This window comes from Rhodococcus sp. NCIMB 12038 (assembly GCF_002165735.1).
In the GTDB taxonomy this organism is placed as follows: Bacteria; Actinomycetota; Actinomycetes; order Mycobacteriales; family Mycobacteriaceae; genus Rhodococcus_F.
The window spans coordinates 40,679-56,269 of the sequence record NZ_NHML01000017.1 but is presented as its reverse complement, the minus strand read 5'-3'; the positions used below and the strand labels follow the sequence as shown (position 1 = coordinate 56,269).

At 69.7% G+C, this 15,591-nt stretch carries 14 protein-coding genes; 13 read left to right on the top strand and 1 reads right to left on the bottom strand.

Annotated elements, in window-relative coordinates; all coding sequences use genetic code 11:
- Nucleotides 1-15 precede the first annotated feature (15 nt).
- On the top strand, nucleotides 16-1,326 hold the full coding sequence (locus tag CA951_RS25305) for a TrpB-like pyridoxal phosphate-dependent enzyme (RefSeq protein WP_373414357.1): 1,311 nt from the start codon (nucleotides 16-18) through the stop codon (nucleotides 1,324-1,326).
- 42 nt (nucleotides 1,327-1,368) lie between these two features.
- Here CA951_RS25305 and zapE read toward each other — a convergent pair whose 3' ends face one another.
- Nucleotides 1,369-2,280 carry a cell division protein ZapE gene (zapE, locus tag CA951_RS25300; RefSeq protein ID WP_087559607.1) on the bottom strand — a complete coding sequence of 304 codons (912 nt, stop codon included), beginning with the start codon at nucleotides 2,278-2,280 and terminating at the stop codon, nucleotides 1,369-1,371.
- Between the two features lie 146 nt (nucleotides 2,281-2,426).
- Between zapE and CA951_RS25295 the strand changes: the two genes are divergently transcribed.
- From CA951_RS25295 to CA951_RS25240, 12 genes are all read left to right on the top strand, one after another.
- A complete protein-coding gene (locus tag CA951_RS25295) occupies nucleotides 2,427-3,674 on the top strand; it encodes an aldolase/citrate lyase family protein (protein WP_087559453.1) in 1,248 nt (415 codons plus the stop codon).
- Nucleotides 3,675-3,761: 87 nt separating this feature from the next.
- Nucleotides 3,762-4,757, top strand: a complete 996-nt coding sequence (alc, locus tag CA951_RS25290; protein ID WP_087559452.1) for an allantoicase — start codon at nucleotides 3,762-3,764, stop codon at nucleotides 4,755-4,757.
- Complete coding sequence (puuE, locus tag CA951_RS25285) at nucleotides 4,754-5,686, top strand: allantoinase PuuE (protein WP_087559451.1); 933 nt, start codon at nucleotides 4,754-4,756, stop codon at nucleotides 5,684-5,686. The genes alc and puuE overlap by 4 nt, the downstream gene beginning before the upstream one ends.
- Nucleotides 5,687-5,696: 10 nt before the next feature.
- On the top strand, nucleotides 5,697-6,410 hold the full coding sequence (locus CA951_RS25280; protein ID WP_072939418.1) for a GntR family transcriptional regulator: 714 nt from the start codon (nucleotides 5,697-5,699) through the stop codon (nucleotides 6,408-6,410).
- A gap of 178 nt (nucleotides 6,411-6,588) precedes the next feature.
- Complete coding sequence (locus tag CA951_RS25275; RefSeq protein ID WP_087559450.1) at nucleotides 6,589-8,130, top strand: NCS1 family nucleobase:cation symporter-1; 1,542 nt, start codon at nucleotides 6,589-6,591, stop codon at nucleotides 8,128-8,130.
- A gap of 10 nt (nucleotides 8,131-8,140) precedes the next feature.
- A complete protein-coding gene (locus tag CA951_RS25270; protein WP_087559449.1) occupies nucleotides 8,141-8,869 on the top strand; it encodes an aspartate/glutamate racemase family protein in 729 nt (242 codons plus the stop codon).
- Between the two features lie 73 nt (nucleotides 8,870-8,942).
- Entirely contained in the window at nucleotides 8,943-9,455 is a 513-nt protein-coding gene (gene uraD, locus CA951_RS25265) for a 2-oxo-4-hydroxy-4-carboxy-5-ureidoimidazoline decarboxylase (RefSeq protein ID WP_087559448.1), read from the top strand.
- Nucleotides 9,455-9,784 (top strand): hydroxyisourate hydrolase, encoded by a 330-nt coding sequence (uraH, locus tag CA951_RS25260; RefSeq protein ID WP_087559447.1) that lies wholly within the window; start codon nucleotides 9,455-9,457, stop codon nucleotides 9,782-9,784. Before uraD ends, uraH begins: the two co-directional genes overlap by 1 nt.
- 2 nt (nucleotides 9,785-9,786) lie before the next feature.
- On the top strand, nucleotides 9,787-10,698 hold the full coding sequence (gene pucL, locus CA951_RS25255; RefSeq protein ID WP_087559446.1) for a factor-independent urate hydroxylase: 912 nt from the start codon (nucleotides 9,787-9,789) through the stop codon (nucleotides 10,696-10,698).
- Nucleotides 10,698-12,065: an 8-oxoguanine deaminase gene (locus tag CA951_RS25250; RefSeq protein WP_087559605.1), complete on the top strand. Its 1,368-nt coding sequence runs from the start codon at nucleotides 10,698-10,700 to the stop codon at nucleotides 12,063-12,065. Before pucL ends, CA951_RS25250 begins: the two co-directional genes overlap by 1 nt.
- Before the next feature lie 4 nt (nucleotides 12,066-12,069).
- Nucleotides 12,070-12,879 carry a xanthine dehydrogenase family protein subunit M gene (locus tag CA951_RS25245; RefSeq protein WP_087559445.1) on the top strand — a complete coding sequence of 270 codons (810 nt, stop codon included), beginning with the start codon at nucleotides 12,070-12,072 and terminating at the stop codon, nucleotides 12,877-12,879.
- Nucleotides 12,876-15,587 (top strand): molybdopterin cofactor-binding domain-containing protein, encoded by a 2,712-nt coding sequence (locus CA951_RS25240; protein WP_087559444.1) that lies wholly within the window; start codon nucleotides 12,876-12,878, stop codon nucleotides 15,585-15,587. The genes CA951_RS25245 and CA951_RS25240 overlap by 4 nt, the downstream gene beginning before the upstream one ends.
- Nucleotides 15,588-15,591 lie beyond the last annotated feature (4 nt).

The following is a 15,591-nucleotide window of genomic DNA, read 5'->3' as shown; positions in this document are numbered from 1 at the left end:
GAGAGTTACTTGACCATGTCCCCGGTAACCGGAGCCGAACTGGCTCGCTCATTGGAACCTCTGGGGGTTGCGGTTCCCTCGGCCGTTCCCACGCACTGGTACAACCTGGCGGCGGATCTTCCGGAACCCGTTCCGCCGCATCTTCATCCGGGCACGCGGGAACCGCTGGGACCGGAGGATCTGGCACCGCTGTTCCCGGCGAGCCTGATCGAGCAGGAGGTCGCGACCGACCGCTACATCGAGATTCCCGAGACGGTTCGGGAGATCTACGGCATGTGGCGTCCGTCGCCGCTGGTGCGGGCGCATCGGCTCGAACGGGTACTCGGCACCCCGGCACGGATCTACTACAAGTACGAGGGTGTGAGCCCGGTCGGCTCGCACAAACCGAATACGGCTGTCGCGCAGGCCTACTACAACGCCCTCGAGGGCACCACCAAGCTCACCACCGAGACCGGGGCGGGCCAGTGGGGCGCGTCGCTGTCGTTCGCCGGTGCGCTGCTCGGTCTCGACGTCGAGGTGTGGCAGGTCCGCGCGTCCTACGACGCGAAGCCCTACCGCCGACTCCAGATGGAGGCGTACGGCGGCATCTGTCATCCGTCGCCGTCCGACCTCACCGAGGCGGGCCGGGCGATTCTCGCCGAGCACCCCGACACGACTGGCTCGCTGGGCATGGCGATCAGCGAGGCCGTCGAGGTGGCCGCCAAGGATCCGCGCGCGCACTACTCGCTGGGCAGCGTCCTCAACCACGTCATGCTCCACCAGACCGTGATCGGCCAGGAGGCGATGGCCCAGCTGGACGAGGCGGGCGAGCCCGTCGCGCACACGGTGTTCGGTTGCGCCGGCGGCGGTTCCAACCTCGCCGGCCTGACCTTCCCGTTCCTCGGCCGCAACCTGCGCGAGGGCACCACCACCCGCCTCGTCGCGTGTGAGCCGGCGGCCTGCCCGTCGCTGACGCAGGGCGAGTACCGCTACGACTTCGGCGACGTCGCGGGTCTGACGCCGCTGCTGAAGATGTACACGCTGGGCAACGACTTCGTCCCGCCGGCGATCCACGCGGGCGGCCTGCGGTACCACGGCATGTCGCCGATGGTCTCGCACGCCGTCGCGCTCGGACTGATGGAGGCGACCGCGATCGAACAGGACGACGCCCTCACCGCGGGCCTGCTGTTCGCCCGCGCCGAGGGCATCATCCCCGCGCCGGAATCCACGCACGGTGTGGCCGCGGCCATCGCGCACGCTCGAACGGTCACCGAACCGGAGGTCGTGGTCATCGGACTGTCCGGCAACGGCCAGCTTGACCTGCCCGCGTACAGCCGGTACGTCTGATCGATCCACCGCCGGGGCAGATCTTCGCGTCTGCCCCGGCGGTCACCGGCTCAGCGTCGACAACCGGCTCACCAGGCGGTCGACGTCGAGGGTGCTCGCGAGTCCGGTGAACATCTCCTCCCACGACGCGTCCGCCACGACGGTCAGCGCGGTGCCGCGGTCGTACAGCACGTCGACGACGTTCGCGAACCGCCGCACGGTGTCCGTGCCGGCCTCCCGCAGTCGGGGCACACCGGTGATCACCCAGCAGCCGAACCGCTCGGCCAGGTCGAGGTAGTCCGCGGGTGCGGTCGGGGTGGCGCACAGCGCCGCGAACTCGAACCAGACCGTCCGGTCGCGTACCGCCGCTGCCGTCACGGTGCGCGTGCCGACAGTCAGGGCGACCCGCTCCGACGGGGCCTCGATTGCGGTCGCGGGGACGAACCGGCCGGCAGCGAATCCGGCGTCCGGTGCGGTCACGGTGCGGTAGTCGACGGGACCGGCCACCCGCACGACGGTCAGATTCTGCTTCAGCACGGTGATCGTCGGCTCGAACAGGTGGTGGAACAGCGGGTTGGGCAGCAGTCCTTCGGGCGGATAGTTCGACGTCACCACCAGCGTGATGCCGCGGGCGAACAGCGCCTTCAACAGGCGCGCCACCAGCATCGCGTCCCCGACGTCGTGGAGGTGGAACTCGTCGAAGCACAGCAACCGGACGTCGCCGAGCGCCGCGTCGATCGCGAGGTCGATGGACCCCAGCACGTGCGCGTCGGCGTGGAGGCTACGGAAGAACGAGTGAAAGTGCACCCGCCGTTTCGGGACGTCGGTAGCCGCGTGGAAGCGATCCATCAGCCAGGTCTTGCCACGCCCGACGGGGCCCCACAGGTACACGCCGCGAACCCCGGGTCTCCCCTGCTCCAGGCCGTCGGCGGTCTCGTCCAGGACGGCCGCCGCCGAGCGCTGCGCGTCGTCCAGCAGAACCTCTACATCCACGGAAGGAGACACTACGAACGGAGAGTCTCGCGCGACAAGCAGATGTGAGCAGGGAGACTGTGCGACGCGACGGCCCGAACGCGGCAGACCAGGCGACGAAAATCCCGCATTTCTGGGAAGATCGTGACGTGAACCCCCAGTACCTCAGCCGTCTCCCCGACAGCGGTTTCGACCGAGTCGACGCACTCCTCGCGCCCGTCGACGACGACCTCGCGGTGGCGTATCCGGGTGATCGGCAGCAAGCGCAGCCCATCCACACCGTCTACGTGAGCGCGGCGGACGCCGGCCCGGACACCCCGAGGGTGTGGGGTGAGCAGGCTGTCGAACTGCTGGACAGGTATGCCGATGCGCTGTCCGAAATCGGCACTACCGGTGCACTTCCCGACGTGCGCGCGACGCTGGGGCGCAGTCCGATCCAGGATCTGCGGATCGACTTCGAGGACGGCTACGGCTGGCGGAGCGACGACGTCGAGGACGCGGCCGCACTGGAGACGGGTCGCACGCTGCGACAGCTGTCGTCCGACCTGTCCGGTCCGCGGTCGCTGGGGATCCGCGCGAAGGGCCTTGCGCCGCACGAGCGCCGCCGCGGCATCCGCACGCTCGAACTCGTCCTCGAAGGCGCGGGTGGAGTTCCCGACGGCTTCGTGTTCACCGTGCCGAAACTGCGTGCAGCCCAGCAGGTCACCGCGGTCGTCGCGTTGTGCGAGGAACTGGAGAGCGCGTACGGGCTCCCCGACGGGTCGTTGCGCTTCGAGTTGCAGATCGAGAGCCCGCAGGCCGTCCTCGGGCCGGACGGCACGGTGACCGTCGCGAAGGCGATCCAGCTCGCCGAGGGTCGCTGCACCGGATTGCACTACGGCACTTACGACTACAGCGCGGCCTGCGGAATCGCCTCCCGGTTCCAGTCGCTCGAGCACCCGGTGGCCGACCACGCCAAGTCCGTGATGCTGGTGGCGGCGGCCCAGACCGGGGTGTGGGTGTGCGACGGGTCCACCCAGGTGGTCCCGCAGGGCAGCGACGAGGAGATCCGAGCGGCCCTGGCCCGGCACTACCGGCTCGTCACCCGGTCGCTCGAACGCGGGTACTACCAGGGATGGGACATGCATCCCGGGCATCTGATCACCCGCTGGCTCGCGACGTTCGACTTCTACCGCGACGCGCTGCCCGCCGCGGCCACCCGCCTGCAGGCCTACCTCGACCGCCAGGGCGGCGGGGTGATGGACGAACCGGCCACCGCGCAGGCCCTCGCGACGGTGCTGCTGCGCGGGCTGGCGTGCGGCGCGTTCGACGAGGACGCGGTCCGCGCGCAGGCCCCTGGATGCACGGTGGAGACGCTCCGCGACCTCCTCACCCGGGCGGTCGTTCCGGAGATCTGACCGCCGCCCCGCCTCCGAGGACCACCCGCACCACCCCCGCCGAGGTCCTACACTTGGCCCACGCCCGATCAGGAGGTACCAGCACCCGTGACCCCGAACGCCTTGACCCCGCCCAGCTTCCGGAGTCTGCCGGACCTGGCCGTACGCACACTCGGCGGCGCCGTCGTGTGGGCCAACGACGAGCTGTTCGCCGAGCGGGAGAACCTCATCCGCCCGACGGCCGCCGTGTACCAGCCGGCGACGTTCGGGCACAAGGGTCAGGTGTACGACGGCTGGGAGACCCGCCGTCGCCGGGTGGCGGGCACGGACGAGGCGATCGTCCGGCTCGGGGTTCCCGGCGTGGTGCGCGGCGTCGTGGTCGACACCGCCTGGTTCAAGGGCAACTACCCGCCGGAGATCTCGGTGCAGGCCGCGTCGGTCGACGGCTACCCGTCCGCCGAGGAACTGGTCGGCGCCGACTGGACCACGATCGTCGAGCGCAGCCCCGTTCAGGGTGACACCGAGAATCCGTTCGCGGTCGACTCCGGCGCACGGTGGACGCACGTGAAGCTCACGATGCACCCGGACGGCGGTGTCGCCCGGCTCCGCGTGCACGGCGAGGGCCGTCCCGACCCCCGTTTCCTCGACGCGGGCCCCGTCGATCTCGCGGCCCTCGAGAACGGCGCCCGAGTCACGTCCTGTTCCAACATGTTCTACGGCTCGCCGCAGAACATGCTGCTCCCCGGTCTCGCCCGGGTGATGGGCGACGGCTGGGAGACGTCCCGCCGCCGCGACGACGGCAACGACTGGGTCGAGATCCGGCTCGCCGCCCAGGGCACGGTGTCGCTGGCCGAAATCGACACCTCCTACTTCCTCGGCAATGCCCCCGGTGAGGCGAGCCTCCTCGGGCGGGACGGCGACGGCGAGTGGACGGAACTGCTCCCGCGGACGCGCCTGCAACCCGACACGAGGCACCGCTTCGTCATCGACAGCGACCGGCCCGTCACGGAGGCCCGGCTCGACATCTTCCCGGACGGCGGCATGGCGCGGTTGCGGTTGTGGGGTTCCCTGACCGCCGCGGGTCGGGCAGGGTTGACGGCATGACACACGGTTTCGACTCCAGCTATCCTCGTGACCTGGTCGGATACGGGCAGCACCCGCCCGATCCGCAGTGGCCGGGCGGGGCGAAGATCGCCGTCCAGTTCGTCCTCAACTACGAGGAGGGCGCCGAGAACAACGTCCTCCACGGCGACGACGCGTCGGAGACGTTCCTGTCCGAGATGGTCGGTGCGCAGCCGTTCCCGAACCGGCACATGAGCATGGAATCGATCTACGAATACGGTTCCCGCGCCGGGCTGTGGCGGGTGCTCCGGGCGTTCGAGCGGCGCGGGCTGCCGCTCACGATCTTCGCGGTGGCCAAGGCCATGCAGCGGAACCCGGAGGCCGTCAGCGCCTTTCGCGAACTCGGTCACGAGATCGCCTGCCACGGCCTGTGGTGGAAGTCGTACCAGCTGTCCGACGAGGACGCCGAACGCCGCGACCTGGCCGAGGCAGTGGACATCCTGCGGGACCTCACCGGCGAGGCGCCGCTGGGCTGGTACACCGGCCGCGACTCCCCGGTCACCCGGAAGTTGGTGGTCGAGCACGGCGGCTTCGAGTACGACTCCGACTCGTACGCCGACGACCTGCCCTACTGGGTGAAGGTCGACGCCCCCGGCAAGGGCCTGGTCGACCACCTGGTGGTGCCGTACACCCTCGACACCAACGACATGCGATTCGCGTCCCCCGGCGGTTTCCCGAGCGGCGAGCAGTTCTTCGCGCACCTGCGGGACGCCTTCGACGTCCTGTACGCGGAGGGCACGGCAGGGGCGCCGAAGATGCTGTCCGTGGGCCTGCACTGCCGGATCGTCGGCAGGCCCGCCCGCACCGCGGCGCTGGAGCGTTTCCTCGACCACGTGCAGTCCCACGACGACGTCTGGGTCGCCCGGCGCATCGAGATCGCCCGCCACTGGCGCGCCGTCCACCCCGCCTGAGGACGGTCCGATGCCCCCGCGAAGACCGTCTCTGCTGGTCACGAACCTGGCCAACCGGGATCCCGGCAGCTCGCAGACCGTGATCCTGGAGGAACTGCGCCGGGTGATCCTCAGCGGCGGCGCCCCGCCGGGCACCCCGATCCCGGTGGACGAAGTGGCCGAGCACTTCGGTGTCAGCCGCATCCCGATCCGGGAGTCGCTGAAGACGCTGATCGGCGAGGGTCTCGTCGATCACCGGGCCAATGCCGGGTACACGGTCGCCCGGCTGACCGTCGACGAACTCGAGGAGCTGTACCTGGTGCGGGGCGTCCTCGAGTCGGCGGCGCACTCGGTGGCCATCACCCTGGCCGACGAGGCCGACGACACGAGGGCCCGGGAGACGTACGCGGCGCTCGACCGCTCGGTTCTCGAGGACGACCTGACCGCGTACCACCGGGAGAGCCGCAACTTCCACCTCGCCCTGGCGTCGCCGTGCCGGATGCAGCGGCTGCTGCACATGTTCGAGGCAGCGTGGAACATCACCGAGCCGGTGCAGCCGATGTCGCAGGTCGACACCCCGGAGCGGCTGCGGCTGCACCTCGGGCACCGCGACATGCTCGCGGCATTCCTCGCCCGGGACGCCGCCGCACTGAAGGCGGCCACCGATCGGCACAACGAACAACTCGACACGGTGATCGCCGCCCTGCCCACGGACACCGGAATCTTCCGGGACACGCCCGGGTAGGCCGTCCGGCAAGATATATTCTCGGCCCGCTCGGGCGCCCGCGAGAATATATCTTCGCCGTCACAGTCAGGAAATATCCGAAAACTACTTTTGCTCCCAGCGCTTCGGTGGTGTGCTTTTCACCGAGGCACCCTCACGTCGAAGCAGTCGTCTCCGGACTGCACCAGGGAGCAAAACGATGACTCAGACAGCGCCCTCCTCCTCCGAAGGGGAAACCGTCCCCGGTGCACACCTGGCCGGCGCCGGGCTGATCAAACCCGGCTATCACCCGCGACTGACCAACGACGACCTCGCGCCGCTGAAGACCCAGTCGTGGTCGTCGTACAACATCTTCGCGTTCTGGATGTCCGACGTGCACAGCGTCGGCGGGTACGTCACCGCGGGCAGCCTGTTCGCGCTCGGGCTGACCAGCTGGCAGGTCCTGGTCGCCCTCGTCGTCGGCATCGCGATCGTCAACGTGTTCGCGAACCTGGTGGCCAAACCCAGCCAGGTCACCGGTGTCCCCTACCCGGTCATGTGCCGCAGCGCGTTCGGCGTCCTGGGTGCGAACGTCCCGGCCGTCATCCGCGGCCTCATCGCGGTGGCCTGGTACGGAATCCAGACGTACCTGGCGTCGCACGCGTTCGTGATCCTCGGCCTGAAGATCTGGCCGGGCCTGGCGCCCTGGGCGGACGTGCACGAGCACGGATTCCTCGGCCTGTCGGCGCTCGGCTGGGCCGGGTTCATGACGATGTGGGTGCTGCAGGCGCTGGTCTTCTGGCGCGGCATGGAAAGCATCCGCAAGTTCATCGACTTCTGCGGCCCCGCCGTCTACATCGTGATGTTGATGCTCGCCATCTACCTGATCAGCGAGGCCGGATGGTCGAACATCAGCCTGAACCTCGGCGAGGTGAACTACACCGGCTGGTCGGCCGTCCCCGTGGTGCTGGGCGCGATCGCCCTTGTCGTGTCGTACTTCTCGGGCCCGATGCTCAACTTCGGCGACTTCTCCCGGTACGGAAAGACGTTCGCCGCCGTCAAGCGCGGCAACTTCCTCGGCCTCCCGGTGAACTTCCTGTTCTTCTCGATCCTCACCGTCGTCACCGCGTCGGCGACGCTGCCCGTGTACGGCCGGCTGATCACCGACCCGGTCGAGACGGTCGCGCAGATGGACAACCTGTTCGCCGTCGTCCTCGGCCTGCTCACCTTCATCGTCGCCACCATCGGTATCAACATCGTCGCCAACTTCGTGTCCCCGGCGTTCGACTTCTCGCACGTCAGCCCGCAGCGCATCAGCTGGCGCACGGGCGGAATGATCGCCGCCGTCGGATCCGTCCTGATCACCCCGTGGAACCTGTACAACAACCCGGAGGTCATCCACTACACGCTCGAGACGCTCGGCGCCTTCATCGGGCCGCTGTTCGGAATCCTCATCGCGGACTACTACCTGGTGCGCAGGCAGCGGATCGTCCTCGACGACATGTTCACCATGTCGCACGACGGAACATACTGGTACAAGAAGGGTTACAACCCGGCCGCGATCATCTCCACCGTCGTCGGCGCGCTCGTCGCGGTGGTTCCCGTGATCCTCAAGGCCCAGCCGTTCGGACTCGACGTGTGGGGCATGGCCGGCGCCGCCCAGTACTCGTGGTTCCTGGGCATGGGCATCGGATTCCTCTGCTATTTCGCACTGTCCACCGGCGCGCGTCGTGCGCACCGCACCGCACCGGTCGAGGCGTAGGTCGAGGAAGGTGCACATCAAGATCGTCAATCCCAACACCACCCCGGCGATGACCGACAAGATCGGCGACTGCGCCCGCTCCGTCGCCGGCCCCGGGACGGTCGTCGACGCGGTGAGCCCGCAGATGGGCCCCGCGTCGATCGAGAGTCACTACGACGAAGCACTCAGTGTCCCCGGGCTTCTCGAGGAGATCGCGCGCGGCGAGGCGGCCGGCGTGGACGGGTACGTGATCGCATGCTTCGGCGACCCGGGCCTCGACGCGGCCCGGGAACTGGCCTCCGGCCCCGTGCTCGGCATCGCCGAGGCGGCCATGCACACCGCGAGCTTCCTCGGCCGCGGGTTCAGCGTCGTCACCACACTGGGACGCACCCGAGGGCGGGCGTGGGAACTCGCCGAACGGTATGGCATGCAACGCTTCTGCCTCGGCGTGCACGCGTGCGAGATCGCGGTCCTCGACCTCGACCGCGACCCGGACGCGGTGAAGGTGATCACCGAGGCCTGCCGCGCCGCCCTCGACCGGGACGGTTCGGACGCGATCGTGCTGGGCTGCGCGGGCATGGCGGACCTGTGCGCGGTCATCTCGGCGGAACTCGGCGTGCCGGTGGTCGACGGCGTGGCGGCGGCGACCCTCATGGTGCAGTCCCTCGTGACGCTCGGTCTGCGGACCGGCACACGCGGCGAGTTCGCGGCTCCCCTGCCCAAGAAGTACACCGGACTGCTCGAGGGTTTCGGTCGCTGACCCGAAGGGCTGCGCCCTGTGCGCCATTGTGGTAGCCAGAGGTACCGAAAAGGCGCACGAGCGAGGAGCCGTCATGACCGAACCGCCCGGCCTGATCGCGTTCAACGCGCTGAGCGACGCGCGGGCCGTCGACCTGCTGGTGCAGTGCTGCGCGTCGACGGTGTGGGCGCAGCGGATGGCCGCCGGGCGGCCGTTCCCGTCCGCCGACGCGCTGCACACCGCTGCCGACACCGTGCTGGCCGACCTGAGCGAGTCCGAGGTCGACGCGGCACTGGCCGGGCATCCGCGGATCGGCGACCGCGTGGACAATCCGTCGTCGGCGCGCGAACAGTCGGCAGTCGCGTCCGCTGACGACGACGTCCGCGCGCGTCTGCGGTCGGGTAACGAGGAGTACGAGCAGAGGTTCGGGCACGTCTACCTGGTCTGCGCGTCCGGTCGGTCGGCGCAGGAACTGCTCGACGTGCTGCACGCGCGTCTCGGCCACGACGCCGCGACGGAGCGCAGGATCCTGCGAACCGAACTGGCCGCCATCAACCGGTTGCGCCTGGAACGCCTTCTCGGCGAGATCGGAGACAGGGCCAACTGATGTCCAAGATCCTGAGCACCCACGTACTCGATGCCACCGACGGCGCACCCGCCGCCGGAGTGCAGGTGCGACTGTTGTCGCCGGACGGCGACGTCCTCGCGAGCGCGACGACCGATTCGGACGGCCGCGTCGCCGAGATCGCGCCGGACGGTCTGACCGCGGCAACCTATTCGCTGGTCTTCGCCACCGGCGACTACTTCGCCGCCCGCGGCCGGGAGACGTTCTACCCGGAGGTGACCGTCACGTTCGTCCTCGACGACCCGCAACGGGGGTATCACGTCCCGTTGCTGTTGTCCCCGTTCGCCTATTCCACCTACCGCGGGAGCTGAAGATGACCGACCTCACCGGTGCCATCGTCCTGGGCGACAACCAGTACGGCAAGGCCGAGAACCGCATCGTGCGGATCTACCGCGACACCCCCCGTCACGAAATCCGGGACGTGAGCGTGTCGACATGCCTGCGCGGCGACTTCTCGGCGGCGCACCTCGCCGGCGACCAGAGTTCGGTGCTACCCACCGACACCCAGAAGCAGACGGCGTATTCCTACGCGAAGGAGAAGGGACTCGACTCCATCGAGGAGTACGGGCTGACGCTGGCACGACACTTCCTGGACGACGTGGCCCCGGTCGCGGGTGCCCGCATCGAGATCGAGGAATATGCGTGGCAGCGCGCGGTGGTCGACGGGGCGGAACACGACCACACCTGGGTGCGCAAGGGCGAGGAGGTGCGCACCGCGGCGATCACCGTCGACGCCGACGGCACGTGGGTGGTCGGCGGGCTCAAGGATCTCGTGATCCTCAAGTCCACGGGCAGCGAATTCTTCGGATTCCTGAAGGACGAGTACACGATCCTCGAGGAAACCCACGACCGGGTGATGGCGACGTCGCTCGTCGTGCAGTGGCGGTTCGTCACCACCGACGTGGACTGGAACAGCGTCTACGCCGGCATCAAGGAGCAGATCGTCGCGACGTTCGCGACCGTCCATTCGCTCGCCCTGCAGCAGACGCTGTACGAGATCGGCAAGGCGATCCTGGAGCGTTACCCCGTGCTCGCGGAAGTGCGACTGTCCGCGCCGAACAAGCACCACTTCGCCCACGACCTCGCCCGTTTCGGTGTGGAGAACGACAACGAGGTCTTCCACGCCGCCGACCGCCCGTACGGCCTGATCCAGGCGACGGTGCAGCGTTCCGACGCCCCGGACCCCGGGCCCGCGTGGTCCGCGTACGCGGGGTGGCTCAACTGATGTCCGACGCCTCGGGCACGGTCGTCGTCTCCGGCGCCCACGTCGCCACCGTCGACGCGTCGGGCAACGAGCACCGGGACGGCTACGTCGTCGTGCGGGGCAACCGCATCGTCGACGTCGGTGCCGGTCCCGCGCCGGTGGTCGAGGGGGCACGGGTCGTCGACGGACGCGGCTGCTTGCTGACACCCGGGCTGGTGAACACCCACCACCACCTGTACCAGTGGATCACCCGCGGGCTCGCCGCCGACGACAACCTGTTCGGCTGGCTGACCACCCTCTACCCGATCTGGGCGGGCATCGACGCCGACGCCGTCCGGACCGCGGCCACCGGCGGTCTCGCCTGGCTGGCGAAACACGGGTGCACGACCACCACCGACCACCATTACGTCGTGCCCCGCGACGGTGGCGACGTGTTCGGCGCCGAGATCGAGGCCGCCCGGACCGTCGGGTTGCGGTTCCACCCCAGCCGGGGGTCGATGGACCTGGGCCACAGCCAGGGCGGGTTGCCACCCGACTCGGTGGTGGAGCGTCTCGACGACGTCCTGATCGGCACCCAGGACGTCATCGACCGCTGGCACGACCCATCGCCCGACTCGATGCTGCGGGTCGCGGTGGCGCCCTGCTCCCCGTTCTCCGTCACCGCCAACCTGCTGACCGAGGCCGCGGCCCTCGCCCGGTCTGCCGGGGTGCGACTGCACACCCACCTCGCGGAAACCATTGACGAGCAGGACTTCTGCCTCGACCGGTTCGGCTGCACCCCGGTGCAGTACATGGAGCGACTCGGCTGGGTGGGTCCCGACGTCTGGTACGCCCACGCCGTCCATCTCGACGACGTCGCGATCACCACCCTGGCCGGCACCCGTACCGGCGTCGCCCACTGCCCCACGTCCAATGCACGCCTCGGCGCCGGGATCGCCCGGGCCAGGGACCTCCACGCGGCCGGGGTCCCACTGGGACTCGGTGTCGACGGCGCCGCCAGCAACGAGGCGTGCAACATGCTCGAGGAGGCCCGCCACGCCGTGCTGTTCGCCCGGGCCCGCGGCGGCCCGCGCGAGATGACGGTGCGCACCGCACTCGAACTCGGCACGATCGGCGGGGCCCGGGTGCTCGGCCGGGACGACGAACTCGGCTCCCTCGAACCCGGCAAACTCGCCGACCTCGCGCTGTGGCGGGTCGACACCCTCGCGCATTCCGGCATCACCGACCCGGTGGCGGCTTTGGTCCTCGGGGCCACGGCGCCGCTGGAGTTGCTTCTGGTGAACGGGCGCGCCGTCGTCGAGCGTGGGAGAGTGATCACCGTGAACGAGGACGACGTCGCCGCGGAGGTCGAGCAGGCCCACCGGGCCCTGGTGCGCAAGGCGGGGTGAAACTATGGATCTGTCGTTCGTGACGGAGATCTCGGCGCCGCGCAGCCGGGACGACCTGCCCGCCCTGGAACCCGGAACGGCGTACCTGGCGGGCGGCACCTGGCTGTATTCGGAGCCGCAACCGACGGTCACCCGGCTGATCGACCTGGCCACCCTCGACTGGCCCGCGATCACCGTCCACGACGACGGACTCGAACTCGCCGCGACGTGCAGCATCGAGAATCTCTGCAATGCACCGCTTCCCGCCGAGTGGACGGCGAAGACCCTGTTCCGGCCGTGCGCCGAGTCGCTGGTCGCGTCGTGGAAGATCTGGCACACCGCGACCGTCGGCGGCAACCTCGCGCTGGCGCTGCCTGCCGGCGCGATGATCACGCTGTGCTGCGCACTGGACGCCGAACTCCTGATCTGGACCCCCGACGGCGGTGAACGCCGGGTTCCGGTGGACCGGTTCGTCACCGGGGCGGGCCGCACGGCGCTGGGTGCCGGTGAACTGATCCGTAGCATCCATATTTCCGCCGCGGCGTTGCGGGGCCGCACGTCGCTGCGGAAGATCGCGTATTCGCCGCTCGGACGGTCCGGCGCGCTGCTCGCCGGACGTGTCGGCGCCGACGGGTGCACGCTGACCGTCACCGCGGCGACCGTCCGCCCGTTCGTCCTGCGCTTCCCCGCCGTGCCCGGTACCGATGTGTTGAGCGACGCTCTGGCCGAACGGATCTCCCCCGACGACTACCTGACGGACGCCCACGGCGCCGCGGACTGGCGTCGTCACGTCACGGGCGTCCTCGCCGAGGAGATCCGGAGGGAGCTGGAATGAAGTTGACGGTCGACGGTCAGTCGGTGGACGCCGACGCACGGCCCGGTCAGTGCCTGCGCACGTTCCTGCGGGAGCAGCAGCGGTACGCGGTCAAGAAGGGCTGCGACGCCGGGGATTGCGGCGCCTGTTCCGTGCTGCTCGACGGCGCCCCGGTGCACTCGTGTGTGGTGCCGGCGCATCGCGCGGAGAACCGCGAGGTGACCACCGCCGCCGGTCTGGGCAGTCCCGGTGAACTCCATCCCGTGCAGCAGCAGTTCGTCGACGCGGCGGGATTCCAGTGCGGGTTCTGCACACCCGGAATGGTGGTGACCGCGTCCGCGCTCGACTCCGGGCAACGCGCCGACCTGCCGCGCGCACTGAAGGGAAATCTGTGCCGCTGCACCGGTTATCGCTCCATCCGTGACGCCGTCGGCGGCGTGTGCACCACCGAATCGGACAGTGCCGGTGCGTCGTTCGGACGGTCGATTCCCGCGCCCGCGGCCACCCGGGTGGTGTGCGGCGCCGAACCGTACACGCTCGATCTGGCCGTCGACGGTTTGACCCACATCCAGATCCTCGGCAGCCCGCATCCGCACGCCCGCATCACCCGCCTCGACACGTCCGCGGCCGAGCGACTGCCCGGCGTCCACGCGGTGCTCACCCACCGCGACAGTCCCGACGTGGCCTTCTCCACCGCACGTCACGAGTTCCGCACGGACGACCCCGACGACACCTACGTGTTCGACACGATCCTCCGGTTCCGCGGGCAGCGCGTCGCCGCGGTGGTCGCGGACTCCGTCGACATCGCCCGGCGCGCACTGCAGTTGATCGAGGTGGAGTACGAAGTCCTCGAACCGGTCTTCGACCCCGACCTGGCGCGCCGACCCGGTGCACCCCTGCTGCACGGTGACAAGGGTGCCGAGTCCCGGATCGCGGACCCGGCCCGGAATCTGGTGGCCGAGGTGCACGGCGAGACCGGCGACCTCGCCGCCGGGCTCGCGGCCGCGCGGGACACAGGTGCGGTGGTGGAGGGCACGTGGCAGACCCAGCGCGTGCAGCACACGCATCTCGAAACCCACTCGGCCATCGGCTGGCTCGACGCCGACGGTCGGCTCACCCTCCGCAGCAGCACCCAGGTGCCGTTCCTCGTCCGCGACGAACTCGCCCATCTGTTCTCGCTCGACCGCGCACAGGTCCGGGTGTTCACGGCCCGCGTCGGGGGCGGCTTCGGCGCGAAGCAGGAGATGCTGGTGGAGGACCTCGTCGCCCTCGCCGTGTTGCGCACCGGCCGACCGGTGCAGTACGAGTTCACGCGGTCCGACCAGTTCACGATCGCCCCGTGCAGGCACCCCATGCGGGTGTCGGTGAAGGCCGGCGCCGACGGCGACGGCACGCTGACGGCACTCGCCGTCGACGTGCTGTCGGATGCCGGTGCGTACGGCAATCATTCGGTGGGCGTGATGTTCCACGGCTGCAGCGAATCCGTTGCGCTGTACCGGTCGCCGAACAAGCGGGTGGACGCCCAGGCCGTGTACACCAACAACCTGCCGTCCGGGGCATTCCGTGGCTACGGGCTGGGGCAGATCATCTTCGCGGTGGAGTCCGCGCTCGACCAACTGGCCGCGGAGCTGGGAATCGATCCATTCGAGTTGCGTCGTCGCAATGTGGTCGTCCCGGGTGACGACTTCGTCGATTTCGAAGTGGAACACGGCGACCTCACGTACGGCAGTTACGGACTGGACCAGTGCCTCGACCTGGCGGAGTCCGCACTGCGCCGCGGCAACGACGTGGCCCCGCCGGACGGTCCGCAGTGGCGGGTCGGCGAGGGCATGGCGGCGTCCATGATCGCGACGATTCCGCCGCGGGGGCACTTCGCGGACGTGTCGTGCACCCTCGTCGAGGGCAGCCGGTACGAACTGCGGGTGGGCACAGCCGAGTTCGGGAACGGCACCACCACCGTGCACGCGCAACTCGCCGCGTCCGCGCTGGGCACCACCGCCGACCGGATCACCGTGATCCAATCCGACACCGACGTCGCCGGGCACGACACCGGAGCATTCGGTTCGGCAGGCACAGTCGTCGCGGGGAAGGCGGTGCATCTCGCCGGAACCCGGCTGCGGGAGCAGCTGTTCGAGGTCGCCCGCCGCGTCGCGGGCGCCGCCGGGGACAGCGACTGCGCCCTGACACCCGACGCGGTCGTGGTCGCCGGGCGGACCGTCGAACTCGACAAGCTGGTGCCTGAGGGACCGCTGCGGGCCGAGGGCCACCACGACGGCACCCCGCGGTCGGTGGTGTTCAACGTGCACGCCTTCCGGGTGGCGGTCGACACCGTCACCGGGGAGGTCCGGATCCTGCAGTCCATCCAGGCGGCGGATGCAGGCACGGTCCTCAACCCGCAGCAGTGCCGCGGGCAGGTCGAGGGCGGCGTGGCGCAGGCCATCGGCAGCGCGCTGTACGAGGAGATCCTGCTCGACGGCGCCGGGACCGTCCTCAACCCGCAACTGCGGAACTATCACATCCCGCAACTCGTGGACGTGCCGGACACCGAGGTCTACTTCGCGGACACCTACGACGAACTGGGCCCGCACGGCGCCAAATCGATGAGCGAGTCCCCGTACAACCCGGTCGCTCCGGCACTGGCCAACGCGATCGCGGACGCCACCGGCGCCCGGCTGCGGCGGCTCCCGATGACCCCCGCCGCCGTCTGGCGTGCGCTGACGCGCCCGTGAGTAC

Excerpts from the sequence above, each read along its gene's own strand:
- CA951_RS25305 (WP_373414357.1), top strand. The coding sequence starts at position 16 with ATGTCCCCGGTAACCGGAGCCGAACTGGCTCGCTCATTGGAACCTCTG.
- CA951_RS25275 (WP_087559450.1), top strand. The coding sequence starts at position 6,589 with ATGACTCAGACAGCGCCCTCCTCCTCCGAAGGGGAAACCGTCCCCGGT.
- CA951_RS25240 (WP_087559444.1), top strand. The coding sequence starts at position 12,876 with ATGAAGTTGACGGTCGACGGTCAGTCGGTGGACGCCGACGCACGGCCC.
- CA951_RS25250 (WP_087559605.1), top strand. The coding sequence starts at position 10,698 with ATGTCCGACGCCTCGGGCACGGTCGTCGTCTCCGGCGCCCACGTCGCC.
- CA951_RS25245 (WP_087559445.1), top strand. The coding sequence starts at position 12,070 with ATGGATCTGTCGTTCGTGACGGAGATCTCGGCGCCGCGCAGCCGGGAC.
- pucL (WP_087559446.1), top strand. The coding sequence starts at position 9,787 with ATGACCGACCTCACCGGTGCCATCGTCCTGGGCGACAACCAGTACGGC.
- puuE (WP_087559451.1), top strand. The coding sequence starts at position 4,754 with ATGACACACGGTTTCGACTCCAGCTATCCTCGTGACCTGGTCGGATAC.
- CA951_RS25280 (WP_072939418.1), top strand. The coding sequence starts at position 5,697 with ATGCCCCCGCGAAGACCGTCTCTGCTGGTCACGAACCTGGCCAACCGG.
- uraH (WP_087559447.1), top strand. The coding sequence starts at position 9,455 with ATGTCCAAGATCCTGAGCACCCACGTACTCGATGCCACCGACGGCGCA.
- uraD (WP_087559448.1), top strand. The coding sequence starts at position 8,943 with ATGACCGAACCGCCCGGCCTGATCGCGTTCAACGCGCTGAGCGACGCG.